This is a genomic window from Vibrio sp. D404a, from assembly GCF_030248535.1.
GTDB lineage: Bacteria > Pseudomonadota > Gammaproteobacteria > Enterobacterales > Vibrionaceae > Vibrio.
Window position 1 is genome coordinate 129,736 of the sequence record NZ_JAHGAJ010000002.1, and the last position, 19,659, is coordinate 149,394.

General features: G+C 45.5%; 16 protein-coding genes. All 16 read left to right on the top strand.

Annotation, left to right across the window (positions count from 1 at the left end; translation table 11 throughout):
* Positions 1–33 precede the first annotated feature (33 nt).
* Entirely contained in the window at positions 34–867 is an 834-nt protein-coding gene (locus KI655_RS01035) for an OmpA family protein (RefSeq protein ID WP_285400865.1), read from the top strand.
* Positions 864–2,963, top strand: coding sequence for an SLBB domain-containing protein (locus KI655_RS01040; protein ID WP_285400866.1), 2,100 nt, complete (start codon positions 864–866; stop codon positions 2,961–2,963). The genes KI655_RS01035 and KI655_RS01040 overlap by 4 nt, the downstream gene beginning before the upstream one ends.
* On the top strand, positions 2,963–3,652 hold the full coding sequence (locus tag KI655_RS01045) for a chromosome partitioning protein ParA (RefSeq protein ID WP_285400868.1): 690 nt from the start codon (positions 2,963–2,965) through the stop codon (positions 3,650–3,652). The genes KI655_RS01040 and KI655_RS01045 overlap by 1 nt, the downstream gene beginning before the upstream one ends.
* Before the next feature lie 395 nt (positions 3,653–4,047).
* Positions 4,048–5,037, top strand: a complete 990-nt coding sequence (locus KI655_RS01050; RefSeq protein WP_285400870.1) for an ABC transporter substrate-binding protein — start codon at positions 4,048–4,050, stop codon at positions 5,035–5,037.
* A gap of 123 nt (positions 5,038–5,160) precedes the next feature.
* Positions 5,161–6,060: a proline/glycine betaine ABC transporter permease gene (locus tag KI655_RS01055; protein WP_285400872.1), complete on the top strand. Its 900-nt coding sequence runs from the start codon at positions 5,161–5,163 to the stop codon at positions 6,058–6,060.
* A complete protein-coding gene (locus KI655_RS01060; protein WP_285400873.1) occupies positions 6,053–7,279 on the top strand; it encodes a glycine betaine/L-proline ABC transporter ATP-binding protein in 1,227 nt (408 codons plus the stop codon). The genes KI655_RS01055 and KI655_RS01060 overlap by 8 nt, the downstream gene beginning before the upstream one ends.
* Positions 7,280–7,529: 250 nt before the next feature.
* Entirely contained in the window at positions 7,530–7,904 is a 375-nt protein-coding gene (locus KI655_RS01065; RefSeq protein ID WP_373417269.1) for an Hpt domain-containing protein, read from the top strand.
* Positions 7,905–8,005: 101 nt separating this feature from the next.
* The gene (locus tag KI655_RS01070; RefSeq protein WP_285400875.1) at positions 8,006–9,493 is read left to right on the top strand and encodes a sigma-54 dependent transcriptional regulator; all 1,488 of its coding nucleotides are present in this window, start codon (positions 8,006–8,008) and stop codon (positions 9,491–9,493) included.
* On the top strand, positions 9,474–10,565 hold the full coding sequence (locus KI655_RS01075; RefSeq protein WP_285400876.1) for a glycosyltransferase family 4 protein: 1,092 nt from the start codon (positions 9,474–9,476) through the stop codon (positions 10,563–10,565). Before KI655_RS01070 ends, KI655_RS01075 begins: the two co-directional genes overlap by 20 nt.
* 263 nt (positions 10,566–10,828) lie before the next feature.
* Positions 10,829–12,001, top strand: coding sequence for a glycosyltransferase (locus KI655_RS01080; RefSeq protein WP_285400877.1), 1,173 nt, complete (start codon positions 10,829–10,831; stop codon positions 11,999–12,001).
* Between the two features lie 22 nt (positions 12,002–12,023).
* Positions 12,024–13,298 carry a glycosyltransferase family 4 protein gene (locus KI655_RS01085; RefSeq protein ID WP_285400878.1) on the top strand — a complete coding sequence of 425 codons (1,275 nt, stop codon included), beginning with the start codon at positions 12,024–12,026 and terminating at the stop codon, positions 13,296–13,298.
* Positions 13,291–14,748, top strand: coding sequence for a lipopolysaccharide biosynthesis protein (locus tag KI655_RS01090; protein WP_285400880.1), 1,458 nt, complete (start codon positions 13,291–13,293; stop codon positions 14,746–14,748). Before KI655_RS01085 ends, KI655_RS01090 begins: the two co-directional genes overlap by 8 nt.
* Before the next feature lie 31 nt (positions 14,749–14,779).
* The gene (locus KI655_RS01095; RefSeq protein WP_285400882.1) at positions 14,780–16,168 is read left to right on the top strand and encodes an O-antigen ligase family protein; all 1,389 of its coding nucleotides are present in this window, start codon (positions 14,780–14,782) and stop codon (positions 16,166–16,168) included.
* A 77-nt stretch (positions 16,169–16,245) separates the two neighbouring features.
* Positions 16,246–17,019 carry a DapH/DapD/GlmU-related protein gene (locus KI655_RS01100; protein WP_285400884.1) on the top strand — a complete coding sequence of 258 codons (774 nt, stop codon included), beginning with the start codon at positions 16,246–16,248 and terminating at the stop codon, positions 17,017–17,019.
* Positions 17,012–18,130: a glycosyltransferase gene (locus KI655_RS01105; RefSeq protein ID WP_285400886.1), complete on the top strand. Its 1,119-nt coding sequence runs from the start codon at positions 17,012–17,014 to the stop codon at positions 18,128–18,130. The genes KI655_RS01100 and KI655_RS01105 overlap by 8 nt, the downstream gene beginning before the upstream one ends.
* Complete coding sequence (locus KI655_RS01110) at positions 18,127–19,551, top strand: GNVR domain-containing protein (RefSeq protein WP_285400888.1); 1,425 nt, start codon at positions 18,127–18,129, stop codon at positions 19,549–19,551. Before KI655_RS01105 ends, KI655_RS01110 begins: the two co-directional genes overlap by 4 nt.
* Positions 19,552–19,659 lie beyond the last annotated feature (108 nt).

Consider the following 19,659-nt stretch of genomic DNA (forward strand, 5'->3'; position numbering starts at 1 on the left):
TAATTATAATAAAAAAATTCAAAGGACGTTGGCATGAAAAAATGGAATTCTTACATAGCCCTTTCTCTGTCTGTGCTTGTTGTGGGTTGCAGCAGCTACCCAGAACATGGCACAGGAGGCTTGGCAGAGAGTTATGATTCAATAAACTATCAAAACGCTGATTTTTCGCCGGTAATGCCTGATGAGCCGCTTGGACCTGAACACGGCCTACGCTTTGATTGGCAGTTGGCGAAGCTTCATCTCGATTCCTTAATTCAAGAAGGCGCGCGCTGGTGCTTCCCTGCAGCGGTCGTTCAAGCCATCGAGAAACAAAACCGTATCGCGCGCGAGCTTCAAGGTGGTTTACTGCTTGATGCCGCAAACGACTTAGTGATTCAGCGCAAACGCCTTAACGACCTAGAAACAAGACTAGACTACGTGACCTCGCAAGCTCGCTGCGCACCTCCAAAAAACGAGGCGCAATTTAGATTACAGCTTTCAGTTATCGAACAGCTCTATGACCTTCTTAACGTCGACAATCAATTTGCCCACAACTCGACAGAAGTTAACCCCAAGTACATGGGACATTTAGCAGAAGCGACAGCCATTCTAAAAGACTACCCAACATTAGAACTGATTGTAACCGGCCACGCCGATGCAACGGGTACCGAAGATTACAACGATAAGCTCGCTTTAGGGCGTGCTAAGCAAGTTGAACGTTACCTCACCATCTTTGGTCTGAGCCCAACACGCATTAAAACCGTGTCAGTCGGCGAGACAGTACCACTATTCGAAGGTGAATCAGCAGGCACTCGCCTTACCAATCGCCGCGTAAGTATTGAAATTGTTTCACCAGACAACGCCGAAATGATGGGAGAGACACTATGAGAGCCCTAATCATTACTTTGGTATGTTGCCTGACATTTTGGGTAACAACCGCACACAGTGAAGAAGAATTCAGCGATGCTGTTCAAGTTGGTGACCTTATTCAAGTCAATGTACCCGGCGAAGAGAGCCTAAATAAAGGCTTTCAGGTAGATAAGCGTGGACGCATTACCTTACCTGAGGTTGGTGCGGTCTATGTGGCTGGTTATGACAATGAACAACTTCAGAAAGTGGTGATTGACGCACTCAGCACCACTTACCGCGATTTATCAACCGCATCTGTGTTCATCAAAGAGCAACAGATATTGATTTCAGTCCAAGGTTACGTAGAGCAGCCCGGTGAATATACGCTGTCGCTAGGTTCTAGCGTTCAAATGGCGCTTTATGCTGCTGGCGGTCTAAGAGCCGGTGCTCAATTGGATAAGCTGATCCTTAAGCGAGGCGCTGACAGAAAAGAGTTCAACTACAAACGCTTTCTAGATTCCGGCGATGATTCCCAATTACCCGAGCTACAATCTCTTGATTCAATCTTCGTTCCAGCCTCTCCACTTGTTGGTAACATCGAGCAAGAGTTCGATGCCGCAAAGCTTGCTAATTCAGGCGACAGTGCTGACTCACGTAATTCGATTAAGGTATTTGGTGAAGTTAATGCACCCGGTTCTTTCGCATATAAAGACAATACCGACCTTGTCGACGTCATCATGCGTTCTGGTGGCGTGACACGCTACGCTGGTGTTGAGCAGATTCGTGTAATCTCAAACAATACGCCGACACTATTCAACCTAAAACAGTACCTAGATTCGGGCGATGCTTCCCTACTTCCGATTTTACGTCCGGGTTCGACCATTTTTGTTCCAAAGCAAGAAGTGGAAATTAAATCAGGTGCCAACACCGTCTACGTCATGGGTGAAGTCGCTGAACCGGGCGCATACGATGGTAAAAGAGGTGCGACCTTCATGGATATCTTGGCCAATGCAGGCGGTCCAACGCGTTTTGCAGAATCTCGTCAAATCCGCGTAATCAAAGCCAACGGTCAAGTTCTTAAGTTCGATTTAACGGCTTATACTGAAGGTTTGCGCGGTGTTAAGCCACCGGCAATCCAACCGGGTGACGCGATTTTTGTTCCTGAAAAAACCGACATGAATGAAAAGTCTTGGCTGAAAATCTCACCAGACCGCGCAGTGAATGTGATTGGTGAAGTGGTTCGCCCAGGGCGTATAGAATGGTCTGACGAAATGGACCTTATGGATCTGCTTGCTCACGTGGGTGGCCCGACTCTACGCGCTGATACCACTAAAATTGAGGTAGTTAACGGACGCAAGCTTACTGTTTTCGATTTAGATGCCTACATCAAAAACGGTGCTCCGCGGGAAGACCTACCCTTTATTCGAGCTGGTGCGATTGTACGAATTCACGATTTACCACAAGATCCATCAGACAACAAATCCCAATGGGTTCGCCAAAGCTCAGATGCGTCTATCTATGTGTTTGGACAAGTGAATGCGCCGGGTCGTTACCGCTTTACGAAAGATATGCACTTCTTAGATATCTTATCTGCAGCCGATGGCCCAACCAAAGATGCTGACATCCATAATATTCGTGTGACGCATAGAGATAAGCCGTATGCGAAAGTGAGTAAACTCAACCTTTCTCTTTACTTTGAAACCGGTGATGAGTCCATCTTACCGAGGGTAACGACTGGCGATACGATTTACATTCCAGAGAAAGACAAGAACTGGTTAGACACATCAAAAGAGTCGACAGTGAGAGTACTGGGTGCAGTTAACAAACCGGGTCGCTATGTCTTCAATGACAATATGACCATTTTAGACGTACTAGCCGAAGCTGCTGGACCAACCGAGAACGCATACTTAGAGAAAATTACCGTAGTGAACATGTCTTGTTGCCAAGGCCAAGCTCGCACCTTTGACCTGATCAAGTTCAGCAAAACAGCCAACATCTATCACTTACCGGTTCTACGTGCAGGCGATACCATTTACATTCCTGACCGCAGTGAAAGCTTTATTGAAAAAGCCCGTGTCGGTCTTGATGACATTCTACGCCTAACCACCACCATCGTATTAATTGGAGCACTATAATGACTATTTCAGCCACCCAAGCCGAGATTGAGAAGCTCTACTTAACGTCTGAGCTCAATGGCTATCGCTCTACTTGTATTACCTCTTGTCAAAGTGGTGACGGCGTCACGTCAATTGCATCCGCGTTTGCCGAGCGCTGCATGCTTGCAGGTCACTCGACTCTGTATGTCGATTTGAACCTCTTTAATCCGGCGTTTCATGACCTCGATTTGGTCGATCTTGAACAGCAAGGTCAACTCATAGAACATACTGAGTCACGACGTCTTTTTGTAGGTGTGCCTGCGCCAAGAGAGCCGTCAGCACAATTGGCTTTTAAGGACCCAACCACGCTCAAAAACACCGTGGCAAAGTGGTTAACCCAATACGATCGCGTCGTTATCGATACATCCCCTATTCTACTGGTCAACAAAGGCAACATACCTGCGCAGTCAGTGGCTAACGCATGCGATTCGACACTCTTGGTACTCGCTTACGGTGAGACAAGTACGAGTCAGCTTGAGCAAGCAAAGCAGCTGTTATCAACAGATGGTATTTCACTCACGGGGGCAATCATGAACATGAAACACGCGCCAAGTTTCACTCAAGAGATTGCTCGTCAGATAAACAAAATGAAATTCATTCCTCAACGAGCAAGAACGGCGATTAACCGAAAGTTAACTAAAAACGAGTTCCTTAACCTGCCAATATAGCCCCATACAATGTAGTGATTTTATTTAAAATCGACCGATATCTCAGAAAATCACTACATTTCAATGAAAATACCAACAAAAATACCATACCAATCGCTCATAGTGTGACTTGCATTGGCAATGCTCGAATCAAATCAGATCAAACATGGATTTTATCCAGATATTCCCTAAACTTATAAAAAGTGGTCAATTTTTGTTGATTCGTCATAAATACTGGGTACCACTCTTACTGCATTAATCTGTTCCCTCGTAAATCGAAAGGAACCAGCCCCGTGAGACGACCAAAGGATATGACTCGTCACATCAACACCACTCAGAGTAGCTCCATAACCAAACACGCCCCTTTGTGTTCTAGTTGTGTGGGTTACAAACTTTAATGAGAAAGGAACCTCAATATGAAATACAAGTTAAGCTCCATGTTTTTGTTAGTCGCCGCAGCCAGTAACGCTAACGCTGGTGAATGTGGTAGCGTAACAATCGCCGACATGAACTGGAACTCAGCGACACTCATCGCCAATATCGATAGGTTTATCCTAGAGCATGGTTATGGTTGTGACGCAGAACTTATTCCCGGCGACACCATGCCAACCGGTACCTCAATGATAGAGAAAGGCCAGCCTGACGTCGCTCCAGAGCTTTGGAGTAACAGTTTGAAAACTGCGCTAGACAAAGGCGTTGAAGAAAAACGACTACGTTACGCGGGTAAAGCACTCGTAAATGGCGGTGAAGAGGGTTTCTGGGTACCAAAATACCTAGTAAGCCAATATCCTGAAATCGCAACCATCGAAGGTGTTCGTAAACACGCCAATCTATTCAAACATCCGGAAGATCCAGATACATCCGCATTTTACAGCTGCCCTGCAGGTTGGAACTGCCAAATCAGTGCAGGCAACCTTTTCAATGCATTAGAACTCGAAGAGAGTGGCTTTAGCATTGTTGATCCAGGCTCTAGTGCGGGTCTCTCTGGGGCTATCGCCAAAGCCTATGAGCGTGAAGAAGCGTGGTTTGGTTATTACTGGGCACCAACGGCTGTGCTAGGTAAATACGATATGGTCAAAGTCGACTTCGGCAGCGGCGTCGATAAAGATGAGTTCGTAAATTGTACTACTCAGGAAGAGTGTGACGATCCAAAAGCGACCATGTATCCACCTTCCCCTGTTCACACCATCACTACAGAAAGTTTCGCTGCTCGTGCACCTGAAGCTTATGACTACTTCACCAAGCGTGGTTTCACCAATGACAAAATGAATGCACTGCTTGCGTGGATGGAAGACAACCAAGCCGATGGTGAAGAAGCGATGCTGCATTTCCTAAGCGAATACCCTGACATCTGGCACCCGTGGGTATCGCAAGATGTGGCTAAGAAAGTGGAAGCTGAGCTGTAACCCTTAACCGGTTTACGATTTAACACGCAATAAAAATACACATTATAACGTCGCTATACTTGATGTTATTCAGCATTCGAAGCGGTTGAGCTTTTCAACCGCTTCGGAATATAAGGATATAAAATGGCTGACAATAGCTGGTTCTCCAGTTTTCCTGAAATGGAACGCTCGAATTTACGAGCAATTAAGAAGACGCTAGACGGCGCCTACCGAGATTTTTCTCGTGAATATGGCGAAATGATCGAATCTTTCTTTGATCCTTTACTCTCTTTTCTTGTCTGGTTCGAAAAACTCCTCATCTCGACTCCTTGGCTCATCGTACTCGCCGTGTGTACTGCCCTAGTTTACGCTGCCAGTCGCTCATGGAAACTAGCACTTGGTTGTGTCGGTTCATTGCTACTCATTGGTTACTTCGGCATGTGGGAAGACACCATGCGGACCTTAAGCATTATTACCGTCTGTACCCTCGTTTCGATATGTTTAGGTATCCCAATCGGCATTGCGATGGCACGTTCTAATCGGGTGCAATCCGTTGTTACCCCGCTACTCGACATCATGCAGACCATGCCAGCCTTCGTATACCTAATCCCAGTGGTGATGCTGCTTGGTATTGGTAAGATCCCGGGGCTTATCGCCGTTGTTATCTACGCTATCCCACCTGTAATTCGATTAACCAACCTTGGTATTCGATTAGTAGACAAAGAAGTTCTGGAGGCGGCGACCGCCTTTGGTGCAAACAAGAAACAACGTCTTTGGGGTGTTCAACTGCCCTTGGCAATGCCGACTATAATGGCGGGCATCAACCAGACCATCATGATGGCTTTGTCTATGGTGGTTATCGCATCTATGATTGGTGTAAAAGGCTTAGGCCAACCAGTATTGAAGTCGATTACTAACCAGTATTTCACTTTGGGTCTTCTGAATGGTTTCGCCATCGTGGCATTAGCTATCCTATTCGACCGTGCCTCACAAGCTTACGCAAAAAGAACCAACGCACACTTAGGAGGGTTTAAGCATGACTAAACCTCTGATTGAAATTAGCGGACTGTATAAAGTCTTCGGCCCTAAGCCTAAATCGGTGATTGAGCGTATTCATAATGGCCAAGACAAGGATCAAATCCTTGCTGAAACCGGCCATACCGTTGGTTTAAAAGAGATTAATCTCGAAATTAATCGTGGTGAGATATTCGTGATCATGGGTCTTTCGGGCTCAGGTAAATCAACCCTTATTCGTCACTTCAACCGCTTGATTGAACCAACCGAAGGTAAAATCACTGTTGAAGGGACTGACGTGATGAGTCTCAACACCAAAGAGCTCGAAGAGTTTCGTCGTCACAAAATGTCGATGGTCTTCCAACGCTTTGGGTTAATGCCTCACCGTACCGTGGTTGAAAATGTCGCCTATGGGCTTGAGGTCCAAGGCATCAAGAAAGACAAGCGTTTAGCCAAGGCTTCCGAGTGGCTAGATACAGTTGGACTTAAAGGCTATGAAAACCAGTACCCTGCACAGCTTTCAGGTGGTCAACAGCAGCGTGTCGGTTTGTCTCGAGCTTTATGTACCGATGCGGAGATTCTGCTGATGGACGAAGCCTTCTCGGCTCTCGACCCTTTGATTCGTAGCGAAATGCAAGATCAATTGATCGAACTGCAAGAGAAGTTGCACAAGACGATTATCTTTATCACTCACGATCTTGATGAGGCACTGCGACTTGGTGATCGAATCGCGATTCTGAAAGATGGCGAACTGGTTCAACAAGGCACGCCACATGAGATATTACTTCACCCTGCAGATGATTACGTCGAAGCATTCGTAAAAGATGTAAACCGCGCACGTGCACTTACTGTAGAGACGGTCATGCAACCTCCATTGTATCGCATCACCTCAGAAACCATTGAGGGAGCATTAGCTCAGATGAAAATGCTCAAGCATGACTATGCGTATCACGTTACCGACGAAGGCTATCAAGGTCTGGTGACGAAAGAGAGCTTACAAGATGCCGTTGAGGACAAGACTGTGAGTGACTTTAGTGATGACATCTACGAAGAAGTGCCGGCGGTCAATCCTGATGCTGTCATCGAAGAAGTGCTTCAAGACACCATGTCTTGTGATTACTCTCTGCCGGTCGTTGATGAAGACGGTAACCTTAAAGGTGAACTGGAACGCAGCGCTGTCGCTGACATTTTTGCCGAACCCGGGGAACCTGAACCTGCCCCAAAGTCGGTAATTGATAAGGCGTCTTAAGCGCTAATCTCTGGTCGCTGTGAGTGATTTAGCATGCAGCGGCCATCTTCTTTCCCCTCCATTGCTTATCAATAGCGCCCCATAACCCTCTTTGCTTGGCATTTTTTACATCTTCCGTATACAAGCAGTTGAAATTGTTCCAAAAAATGTCTAATACTTAAATATCTAATTGATTTACATATTGTTCGTTGATGTTACCCCCTGCGTAACAATCGTGTTTGACGAAATTTCATGGATGGATCTACGTACGATGACAGTGACAAACACCAATACCGAAGACCTTGTTGATGAGTCCGTTCTACAACAGATGATTGTAGATACCAGCGCTGACGTCATCCCTATTCTTATCGATCACTATGTTGCTGAGTCAAGAGCACGCATTGACGCGATTAAGCGAGCCGCCGAATCCCAAGATGGTGAAGTGCTCGAATTTGAGGTACACACACTCGGAAGTACGTCGCTTGCTTTAGGTAACAAAGCTCTCTCAACATTGGCTCGCGATATCGAGCGTCAATGCCTAGAAAAACAGACAGACTTAGCCTTTGACCGTGTTGACGAACTGCTTAGCCTTGCTGACGATTCAATAGAGGCACTTATTGCCCGAAAAGAGCTCGGCTTCGCTTAAAACAAAACACCGATATGTGAATGAGAAGACACAGAACGCAATTACGTAGATAACGCAATAATTGACGTTTGGTTAGGACAAGATTCAAAAGGAATAACACAATGCGCCCTAAAGTATTGTTAGTTGAAGACTCGACTTCATTGGCTGTTTTATATAAACAGTACGTAAAAGATGAGCCCTATGACATTTTTCACGTCGAAACAGGGGCAGAAGCAAAAACTTTTATTGAGCGCCACACGCCCCAGTTAGTGATTCTCGACCTCAAACTGCCTGATATGTCGGGTGAAGACGTATTAGATTGGATTACAGAAAATGAAGTCCCAACTGCTGTGATTATCGCGACCGCTCACGGTTCGGTCGATATTGCAGTGGACCTAATTCAACGCGGTGCAGAAGATTTCCTAGAAAAACCGATTCAGGCCGATCGCCTTAAAACCTCCGTAAAGCTTCACCTAAAGCGCGCAAAATTAGAAAACCTAGTTGAGAACATCAAGAGCAAGTTTGACCGTGAATCCTTCCAAGGTTTCATTGGTTCTTGCTTACCAATGCAAGCAGTCTATAAAACCATCGACTCGGTAGCGCCAACTACCGCCAGTGTGTTCATTAACGGTGAGAGCGGTACAGGTAAAGAGGTGTGTGCCGAAGCCATTCATAAAGAGAGCCAACGCCGCGATAAACCGTTTGTTGCGATCAACTGTGGTGCTATCCCTCGCGACCTCATGGAAAGCGAAATCTTTGGTCATATGAAAGGCGCCTTTACTGGTGCCACCACCGATAGAAAAGGTGCAGCAATGCAAGCGCACGGCGGTACCCTATTTCTTGATGAGCTTTGTGAGATGGAGCTGGAGATGCAGAAGAAGCTTTTACGCTTTTTGCAAACCGGTACCTTTACACCGCTAGGTGGTACTCGCGAAATAAAAGTGGATGTACGTATCATCTGTGCAACTAACCGAGATCCCTTGCTAGAAGTAGAAGAAGGTCGTTTCAGAGAAGATCTCTACTATCGTGTTCACGTTGTGCCTATCGAGATGCCACCTTTACGCGAACGTGGTAGTGACATTATCACGCTTTGTAAGCACTTTTTGAAAATTTACGCCAAGCAAGACGGTAAAAAATTCAAGTCTATCGACAAGGAAGCTCAACTCCTTCTAAAGAATTACCCTTGGCCCGGTAACGTGCGTCAGCTTCAGAACATCATCCGCAACATTGTGGTTCTCAACAATGAAGCCAGTGTTACACGAGAGATGATTCCACCGCCGATAAATGGCACAGGTGGCAGAAGTAAAGTGGTTACGCCGATTAAACGTGCAGAGCCTGTTCAAGAAGCCGTCGCCCAAACAATATCTAAACCTGCTCCGCTGACTCCAGAAGAGATTGAGACGCCAACCGAAAGTCATGGACCTGCTCTAACGAATAGTGATGGAAGTATACGCCCAATGTGGAAAATTGAGCGTGAAGCCATTCAGAATGCAATCAACCATTGCGGCGGCAACGTACTCAACGCTGCTGTACTATTAGAACTTAGTCCTTCTACGGTTTATCGTAAAAAGCAGGCTTGGGAAGCGGAAGATGAGTACAACCAAGCCTAATCAGGCTCGCTCCCTACAACCTAACCCAGAAGAGGTTTGGCTGTTACTCGACAGCCAAACCTTCGGTGGTATCGAAACGCATGTTTTAGAGCTCGCGAAAGGGTTACTGGCACACCAGTGTGCTGTTCGCATCGTGTTACTTACCCACTATTCTCCTGCACCACCGATTATTGAACGACTTGAAAACGCTAATCTCGATTACGCTTTTCTTCAGTCGCTCGCCCCTACTGCGCATTCGCCGGTAACGCAACTTGCTACTGCTATCTCAACGTATCAACCACGGCTACTCCATTGCCACGGTTATAAATCCAGCATCATCGGTAAATTGACCAAGTTACTCAATCCAAAGCTGTCTCTCTATCAAGTGTCAACCTATCACGCGGGTGAAACGCCCAAAGGAAAAGTATGGCTTTACGATGCGCTCGACCGATACACCGGGTTTCTGTCTAATCATTCTTTGGTGGTAAGCAACAAGATCAAACAGAAAATACCAAGCACGACCACGCTACTAAATAATTTTGTCGCTATGCCGCAATCCTATGCTTCTCTCACGGGAAACTCTAACTGTTTTCGATTCGGCTTTGTTGGGCGTTTGAGTCACGAGAAAGCCGCTGACCGCTTCTTAGATCTAGCGAAGCAGTTTCCTACTCATCGATTTCACTTATTTGGGGATGGACCAGAGCGCCCACAACTTGAGTCAATCAAACCGGATAACAGCACCTTTCACGGCCATCAGCAAAATATGGATAACGTCTGGAGCAATATTGATGTATTGGTTATCCCTTCGCGCTATGAAGGCTTACCTATGGCCGCGTTAGAGGCGATGGCTCGGGGTATCCCTGTTATAGCGACCTCGGTCGGTAATCTTCCTCAGTTGATTAAGCATAATGAGAATGGCTACCTCGCTAATAAACCTGACGACCTCACAACATGTGTACAAGATTGGCTCTCACTGTCTCAAATTGAAAAATCATCAATCGGCCAGAACGCTATCGAAACCATCAACAAAACCTACTCGCCGCAAGCGGTGATCCCTCAGCTTCTTCAATGCTACGGCCCCTCATTCTCATAATGAGAAAAGCTCTTAATGACATAGTTTCATAAAGTAAAACGCCCCGTTTTCTCAAAATAAAACACTCTCAGTCTCCCACCGATATGCAACCAATCTGATTCTCAAAATGACAACCAACAATTAGCCACAAATCAAAATTCAATTAAAACAGCCACTTAAAATCCAGATAATCATGGCATTGCCCTTGCTATATCTACTCTATACAAAATTAATATTCCCCGCAGGGACAACGTCTTTGGATTAGTAGATAGCGAGGCTTAGTGATGAAAAACAGTAAAAACATACTCTTTGTGCACTATGGCGATAATTGGATTCGCGGCAGCGAAACCTGTCTGATTCATCTTGTGGCGAGCCTCGACAAAACTAAATACACTCCGTTTGTTTGGAGCAACTGCCAACCCTTAATTAATCACTTTGAAGAACAGAACGTCGCAGCGATCTACACGCCTTTTCAATTATTACTTGGGTGGAAAGCACCAAGATTTAACGTTTACCAATGGGGCGTTCAACTTAAGCAAGCCATGTCTTTGATCAAGCAACATGGCATCGATCTTGTGCACATCAACAGTGGCGCACCTTGCCAATGGATGTGTATTGCAGCCAAACTCTGCAGTGTGCCTGTTGTCACTCAACTCCACAGCGATTACCAACTGCGCGATAGATTCACGCTGGGGCTACACCTTTCACCGAACATCGCCTGTGTCAGCCATGACATTAGCAAAGGCTTACTCAGGGACGGTTACCCGCTAGACAAACTGTCAGTGATTCATAACGGTGTTGTCCAACAGCGTTCGAGCAATAAGGACGTTCGAGCCAATCTAGGCATCCCACCGTCAAGTTTTGTTTTCATTACCGTCGGGTCTCTGATTGTCAGAAAAGGCGTAGATTTGATCATCCAATCTTTGAGTCGTGTTCAGAAACAACGCGATACCCATCTTGTGATTATTGGTGACGGCGAAGATCGAGACAACCTTATCGCACTCGCAGAAGACTTAGGCCTTGCTTCCAATGTTCATTTTGTTGGAGAGCGACACGATGTCGCAGATTGGCTTTGCAGTAATGTTGATGCCTTTATTAGTGGTGCGCGATACGAAGCCTTTGGTTTGGTTCTCGCAGAAGCTGGTTTAGCAAAATTGCCTGTCATTGCTCCGAGAGTGGGTGGAATTCCTGAGTTTATTCATCACAATCGAACCGGCCTTTTGTTCGACCCAAATAATCCTATTGACGAGATGTACCACCAGATGACGCGATTGATGTCGGATGAGCAGTTGCGTCGCGAATTGGTCAATCAGTTATATCATCTCACTCACTCTAAACTCACAGTTAAAGCCAACACTCAGCAATTTGAGAATCTCTATCGCAGGGTAATTCGTCAAAATGAGTCATCGTCACTACTCGATGGCCTAAAACCTCTTGTCCGCTGGGCATTTCATTAAAGACAAACAGTTGGAGATGACAATGAATACTAAAGAATCCAATGTCCACAGTTCAAGCGTCAAGCAAGCGGCTAAAGAGAATCATTATATTCACGGCCTCGTATACGACCCTATTCCTTTTGCTGGCGGTTCGAAAATAGCGACACTAGAAATGTTAATGGCAACCAAAGAATCACTAATAAACAACCCGAGTGCCAATATTAAATTCACGATTGTTACTTCAGACCCACAGTCCTGGAAAGCCGCCACAACATCAGTCACTGCCAATATTATTACTTTACCCAATTGGAGTTTTCTGACCGTACCTCAAGGGCTGCGCTATTGGATTGCTCAGCTAACTTTAGCGTTGATGTTACTGATTACCCTGATACGTGAACCAAAGATTCATTATGCTGTTGGTGCATCCAATCCGGGTATCGATATGGCGCTCTACATGGTTCAGTGGATCTGGCGAATGCCAATCATCCAGTTAGTGCATGGCCCAGTTGGGCTGTCGCGTTCAATTGGCTACTGCTTTACCCGTGCAGAGTCTGTCTTCTATCTCGCTTCAAGCTTAGCTTCGATCCAAAATGCGTTACACTGTTACTTTTCTAAGACTCATGACCAAGAACAAGCTCAGATTATAGTTAATGCGGTGATCAGCGATGCTCGATTTGAATCATTCATCAATGGACTCACACAAACAAACTGGCCAACTCAAAGCAACACAGCCTCTTGCGACCTGTTTTGGGCTGCATCGTTATTAAAATGGAAGGGGCTTGAAACGCTTTGTTCTGCGCTGGATATTGCCAACAAGCACACACCCTGGAATGCCAATATTTGTTATATCACGCCGCAAAACACGCATTTGGGCATAAGTACTTTGCCGACTGAAAATACCCATACCAAACTGTTTCACGCACCCAACAATCTAGATAAGATTCGCGCAAATTCAGGCATTTTTGTCTCGACCAGCCATAACGAACCCTTCGGGCTTTCTGTATTGGAGAGCCTTGCTGCTGGCCTGTGTGTCGTTATCCCAAATGATGGCGCTTACTGGGACCAAGCACTTGAACACAACGTCAACTGCGTTAAGTTCAACCCGCAAGACCCTCAATCGCTGTACAACACGGTTCAATCGCTAATTGATAATCCGCAGCTTCGCCGACGCTTGTCACAAGCAAGCTTAGAAACTGCGATGCAATATCGAGCGGATCGTTGTTATCAAAGCATTTCTATCGCGATGAGCGCACACATTTATCAAGAGCAAGCTATCTCGACGAGCACCTCCTCCTCTTTGGAAACATCTCATGATTAAATCGATACGTCAGTCCTCACCACTCATGAATATGCTGACCTATGGGGTTGGGCTAGTCGTCAACAAAGGTACAGCCCTAATCATGCTGCCAATCATCGCCAACTACCTTGCACCCTCGCAGATTGGCCGGTTAGATTTGTTAGCCTCGATTGGCGCAGTGTGCGGCATCGTGGTGACCTTCGCACTGCATGAAGCCTTGTATCGATTTGTTGGAGAAGAGAGTGACCAAAAGCGACAGTTTTCCAAAGCGAGTGAAATATTTACACTCACCTGCGCTGTGTCTTTAGTGCTGTCGATCTTACTGTTTGCCTATATTAACGCAGGATTTAGCGATCAATTTTCACTAGCTAGCCGCACGGAACTCAACCTAATAGTCATCTGTGCGTCACTTGAAGGCATCATCGGCCTATCAACCGCATGGCTTAGAATGCAAGATAAAGCACTGACGTTTTTAGCAGTGAGTGTCGCCTCAACCGTTCTGCAAATTAGCCTGATTTTAAGCGTCTTGTTTTCTGATCCTAGCGTTGAAAAGATCTTGATGTGTGGCGTAGTCACTTACCTATTCCAAGTCATAGCCCTATTAATCATCAACCGATTCAGCATTAGATTGACCAATACCACTGCGTTTCGCGACTACCTTCACTACGGCTGGCCGCTTATGCTCACCGGGTTAATCGGATTTGGGTTAAATGGTGCAGAACGTTTTTTTGTAGCGTATTCAACCAACCTCGACACTCTCGGACAATATGCCATCGCCATTAAGTTCTCGTTCGCGATGTGTATTCTCGTTCAACCTTTCGGTATGTGGTGGATGCCGAAACGATTCAATACGCTAGTCAATCAGGGGCGACATAAGACAGCACAAATTACTCAGCTTGGTATTGTTTATATCACGGTATTGACGGTTGCTATCGCATTTGGTGCCAAAGCATTCATTCTGTTGGCTCTGCCTGAAAGCTACCTATTATCGGCACAACTCGTATTAGGGACGCTTCTTTTTGCTTGGTTTAAAGAGATCGCAGAGCTATTAAATATTGGAATCCTTCATCGAAAAGCGACCAAGCTTCAACTCACGATTTCCATAATGGCAACAGTCATCGGCCTTGTCATGATGTGGTTCTTAAGTCGCTGGGGAGTCTGGGGCATCATTGGTGCGTTATGCATCGCACAAGCTTTCAAAGCGGCGGCTGTGTTTATCTACAGTCAACGCTTGACTCGTTTACCCTACTCAATCGGTTTGTTTATCTTCGAGTTCAACGCATTGGTTTTATCCTTGCTGTTTGCATTGACGTTGCAAAACATTTGGCTATGCCTTGCTATGGCAGTGATCACGCCAGCTATCTGTAGCTTACCTGCATTTCGCTTAGAGCCCGTTAGAAGTCATGCACAAACATTTCTCAACAAAGTAACAAACAAGTTTGGACTCTCATCTGGGCACAAGCCTTGCTAGATACCATTAAAAGACGCAAAGGAATCGCAATATGACTAACGCTATCCATAAACTCCCCTCAATTGTCACAGTGTCGATGCTGTGCCTATTGATGGGTGGTGTATGGTTTGTGGTTCCTCATCCTATTGTTGCGATATGTCTTGCGTTTATTCCGTTGGGAGCACTATTTGTCATTAACAAAACCTATTGGTTAGTGATTCTGTTTGTTGTGTTCTCGTTCTTTCGAATTCACGAAGCAATTCCACAACTGTATGCTTTTAAACTCCCTCTGTTACTGTCACTCGGCGCCCTTTCCGCACTCATGTGGCATACCCTTATCAGTAAAGAGCTAAAACCCTATTGGCATCGCTCGATCTCTTGGCTCGCGCTGTTTTGGTTTTTGGTCATAGTCGGCTTAGTGTTTGCTTCCAACCGAGGGATTGCGATACAGGAATTCAAAGGGATCTACTGGAAGATCATGGTGATGACGCTCGCGATTGTTTGGCTTGTGAATAGTTTGGAAAACTTAGCAAAGACCTCGACCATTATTATCTTATCGGGCACTTTAATCGGTGTTATCGCGATTTCAAATTCAATTAATGGTGTCGGTTTAGTCGAAGGGACACGTGTCACTATCGGCCGAGACATAGGCTCTATGCTCGGTGACCCTAATGACCTTGCACTCGTACTGATGTTTCCAATGGCGTTCGCTATTAGCCAAGCGACAACCAAAGGCATTCCTAAACTGCATCGATTTATAGGAGCACTCGCTTGTCTTGTCCTGCTCTACGCGGTTATCGCTACGCAAAGCCGTGGTGGATTGCTTGGTTCAATCGCAGTACTCGGTATTTTCGCTCTGAGTATCATTCGCTCTAAAGTCACCTTAATCGGCTTAGGCACAATCGCTGCTATCGGTCTCTACTTTGCGGCAGGGATTTCTGACCGAGCTTCAGGTGGTGCAGCTGAAGCCGGTATTGATGCCTCTGCTATGGGTCGCCTTTATGCGTGGGAAGCTGCATTTAAGATGGCTCTGCATAACCCGTTAACCGGTGTTGGCTTGAATAATTTCTACTCAAACTACTTCTTCTATAGTCCACACTGGGACGGCCTTAACCATGCCGTTCACAGTACCTGGTTTGGTGTATTGGCAGAAACTGGCTTCCTTGGGTTGATCGTGTTTGTCATTTTGATTTGCTCTTTGCTCATGACTGCGCGCAAAACCTTAAAGCAGATTAAAGCGAGCGGTGAAAAGGTGAACCCTATTCTTTACTCCTCAGCATTTGCGGTTTATGCCGGGCTCATCGGTACCATTGTCTCTGGAACCTTCCTCACCCAAGGGTTTAACTGGCCCATTTATATCCTCTCTGCTCTAACAGTTTGTGTCGCTCATGTATCCCAAACTGAATGTCAAAATGAGAAGCTAAATAAGCCACAGCAATAAGTCATTGATAATGTTTGTTTATTTATATGGCACGTAAAATGAAAGTACTCCTTTAAAACAAAAAAGGAGATTTCAAAATGACGTCAGTATCAGTACATCAATTTAAGACTTGGTTGAAGTTTCATCCTAATTCTCATATTCGTAATCTGTTTTTCATTTTGAAAGACATACGTAATGCAGAGCTTCCAGTGCCAAAGTTTGCAAGCAAATGCCTTTATCATATTCACAACAGCATTTCTGGTTTGCTTTCTGGTTTCACTCGCTTCTTCTATTGGACGCCCGCTTTCAAAGGTCGTTTAAATCGTTGTGGTAAACATCTATACCTTTATGGCGGTTTACCATTCGTAAGTGGTCCACTCACCATTAATGTGGGTAACGAATGTCGCATTTCAGGCCACACCACTTTTTCTGGATGTACCCAACCTACTCCAGATGGAAGCCAACCAACTTTAGAGATCGGCGACAACGTAGATGTAGGTTGGCAGTCAACGATTGCTGTTGGTCATCGTGTAGTCCTATCAGACAACGTACGAATCGCCAGCGGCGCATTCCTATTTGGTTATTCCGGCCATCCACTTGATGCGCGACGTCGTGCTCTTGGTGAAGGTGACGATCCAGAGCAAATTGGCGATATTATTCTTGAGCAAGACGTTTGGCTCGGTACCAATGTTACTGTCAAAGGTGGTGTAACGATTGGTGAAGGAAGTGTCGTCGCGGCGGGTAGTGTCGTAACCAAAAGCGTTCCTCCATTTTCAATTGTTGCGGGTAACCCGGCGCGCATTGTTGGAAGCATTCCTAGTGAGCCAGTTGTGTTCGATATTGAAGAACACAAAGGAGGTCGTCATGCGTGATTTGATTGTTTTCGGCGAAGACTTCGGTGGCTTGCCTTCATCGACTCAGCACTTAATTTGTCATTTGGCAAAACAACATAAGATCTTGTGGGTCAATTCTATTGGATTAAGACAACCCAAGTTCAACGTTAAAGATGCAACTCGTGCTCTGAACAAACTTGTTGGTCGCTCTAACGCTCAAACTCAAAACATGGCGCCCAAGCAAACTACCGACAACATTACGGTAGTGAATCTTAAGACGATTCCGGCGCCTCGCTCTGGCCTAGCAAGACAGTTAGCTAAGCAATTAATGCTGGCTCAGTTAAAGCCCGTCATTAGTGAGTTGGAAATGCGCAGCCCTATTCTTTGGACTTCCCTCCCAACAGCTGCCGATTTGTGTGGCCACTTAGGTGAAAGCCATGTTGTTTACTACTGCGGTGATGATTTTTCTGCGCTCGCGGGCGTCGATCACCAATGTGTCGCTAAACACGAACAAGCACTGGTTGAAAAAGCTGATGTGATATTTGCTGCGAGCAATAAGTTAATGGAGACTTTTCCAACAGAGAAAGCTCACTTGCTCCCTCACGGTGTTGATTTCACACTCTTTTCAACGCCAACCGAGCGCGCAAAAGACTTGCCAAGCAATCATCGTCCGATTGCAGGTTTCTACGGAAGCTTATCTCAATGGCTCGATTATGATTTGATTGAGAAAACAGCATTAGCACGTCCAGACTGGGATTTCGTTTTCATCGGACCAAATGAGTTAGAACAGCTCGCATTGCCAAATTTAAGCAATGTGGTTTATCTAGGCCCACGACCACATCATCAACTTCCAAGTTATTCACAACATTGGGATGTGAGTTGGTTGCCTTTTGTCGACAACAAACAGATAAGAGCATGTAGCCCTCTTAAGCTAATGGAATACTTAGCGACAGGTACACCCATTTTGACTACGCCGTTTCCTGCTCTCAAGCCCTATCAAGAGTATGTAACCACCTTCCACAATCCCAAACAGGCTTCACAAGCTTTAGACAGTGCTCGTCAATTGTGCCCGGTATCACCGACAGTTGTAGAGAAAGAGAGTTGGAAAAATCGAGGTGAGATTGTTCACTCAATTCTGGAGTCGTTATGAATAATCTAAAAAGCAGGCTATTACAAATACTATATGGGGCGTGGCGACAACGCTATGTGATCGTTATTCCGATGCTAATTTTGCCCGTTCTCGGCCTGTTGGTTGCGAACTTAACGCCTAAAAAATACGATTCACATACCAGTATGTTGATTCAAGAAACGGCTAAAATGAACCCGTTCTTAGAGGATATTGCAGTATCGACAATGCTCAAAGATCGCATTAACGCATTGAAAACATTATTACATAGTCGTCACGTTCTTTATTCTGTCGCAGAAGAGCTTGAGCTAATTGATTCGCGTATGTCGAACTTTGAACAAGAACAGATTATCAGTGACCTGTCACAAAGACTCATGGTGACTCAACTAGGCAAAGACTTTCTAAAAATCAGTCTAACTAGCGATACACCGGACAACATGAAAGAGACGCTGCAGTCCGTTAGCGAACATTTTATCTCTCAAATACTCGCACCTGAACGTTCATCGATAGAAGATTCGAGTAACTTTCTCGCCATTCATATTGAAAAACGCCGAGCAGCACTCGATGAAGCAGAACAAGCGTTGGCGCTTTATCGCAACGATAATATCGAATCAACACCAGAAATCCAGAGCCAAAGTCTCAACCGATTAGCCGCGCTCAAGCAAAGCCTATCTGAAAAAGAAGCAGAGATGGCCGGTGTTGAAAAAAGCTTAGGTACGATGGATCAACAGCTATCACGAACCAATCCTGTGATAGGCAAAATTGAAGACCAAATCATCGATATCCGTAGTGAGTTGACACTGCTACAAGCCAAATACACAAACAAACACAGCGCTGTGCAAGCCAAGCTACGCGAGTTAGACCGATTAGAAAGCGAACGTAAAACCCTACTGGAGATGAAGCAACCAAACATGAACAGTGATCAGTTATGGGATATCGCGAGTAGCAACACCTTTAACGATGTTTCTGAGTTGCAACCACTCCTAGTAACACAGCTCCACAGTTTGCAACTTGTCCGCGCCCGTTTTGAATCTCTTAAAGAAGAGACCAAAAGCCTGAAGACGATGATCTTCGAACTAGAGAACAAAGCCAACAACTTTGGTCAAAATGCGAAAGAGATGTACCGACTGCAGCGCGATGTTCAAGTAAAACGTCAGCTGTATGATGAGCTAGTAGAACGTTATGAAATGGCACAACTAACAGGGTCTCTCGGCCAATTCGAACAAAACAAACGAATAAAGATTATCGACCTGCCTTACACACCAAGTATCCCATCCAACATGCCGTCGTTTATTTTTGTGATAGCGGGCTTGATAGCAGGTATTGGATTTGGGGTTGGACTAGCAATACTTTTCGAGTTGTTTGATTCATCTGTAAAAGGTAGCGCCCAAGTTGAACAACTGCTTGGCGTGCCAGTGATCACCGTAATACCGAACATGAATTAATGCACAGCTAAAACACTTGTCGTCGAAACCACCAGCGTTATCTGGTGGTTTTTCATTTATGAAAGCTCTAACGCATCGCTATTCTTTTTGATTCCCAATTTGAGAATC

Coding starts and splice junctions, on each gene's coding strand:
- KI655_RS01080 (WP_285400877.1), top strand. CDS start 10,829: ATGAAAAACAGTAAAAACATACTCTTTGTGCACTATGGCGATAATTGG.
- KI655_RS01035 (WP_285400865.1), top strand. CDS start 34: ATGAAAAAATGGAATTCTTACATAGCCCTTTCTCTGTCTGTGCTTGTT.
- KI655_RS01055 (WP_285400872.1), top strand. CDS start 5,161: ATGGCTGACAATAGCTGGTTCTCCAGTTTTCCTGAAATGGAACGCTCG.
- KI655_RS01100 (WP_285400884.1), top strand. CDS start 16,246: ATGACGTCAGTATCAGTACATCAATTTAAGACTTGGTTGAAGTTTCAT.
- KI655_RS01040 (WP_285400866.1), top strand. CDS start 864: ATGAGAGCCCTAATCATTACTTTGGTATGTTGCCTGACATTTTGGGTA.
- KI655_RS01050 (WP_285400870.1), top strand. CDS start 4,048: ATGAAATACAAGTTAAGCTCCATGTTTTTGTTAGTCGCCGCAGCCAGT.
- KI655_RS01070 (WP_285400875.1), top strand. CDS start 8,006: ATGCGCCCTAAAGTATTGTTAGTTGAAGACTCGACTTCATTGGCTGTT.
- KI655_RS01045 (WP_285400868.1), top strand. CDS start 2,963: ATGACTATTTCAGCCACCCAAGCCGAGATTGAGAAGCTCTACTTAACG.
- KI655_RS01090 (WP_285400880.1), top strand. CDS start 13,291: ATGATTAAATCGATACGTCAGTCCTCACCACTCATGAATATGCTGACC.
- KI655_RS01085 (WP_285400878.1), top strand. CDS start 12,024: ATGAATACTAAAGAATCCAATGTCCACAGTTCAAGCGTCAAGCAAGCG.
- KI655_RS01105 (WP_285400886.1), top strand. CDS start 17,012: ATGCGTGATTTGATTGTTTTCGGCGAAGACTTCGGTGGCTTGCCTTCA.
- KI655_RS01095 (WP_285400882.1), top strand. CDS start 14,780: ATGACTAACGCTATCCATAAACTCCCCTCAATTGTCACAGTGTCGATG.
- KI655_RS01060 (WP_285400873.1), top strand. CDS start 6,053: ATGACTAAACCTCTGATTGAAATTAGCGGACTGTATAAAGTCTTCGGC.
- KI655_RS01110 (WP_285400888.1), top strand. CDS start 18,127: ATGAATAATCTAAAAAGCAGGCTATTACAAATACTATATGGGGCGTGG.
- KI655_RS01075 (WP_285400876.1), top strand. CDS start 9,474: ATGAGTACAACCAAGCCTAATCAGGCTCGCTCCCTACAACCTAACCCA.
- KI655_RS01065 (WP_373417269.1), top strand. CDS start 7,530: ATGACAGTGACAAACACCAATACCGAAGACCTTGTTGATGAGTCCGTT.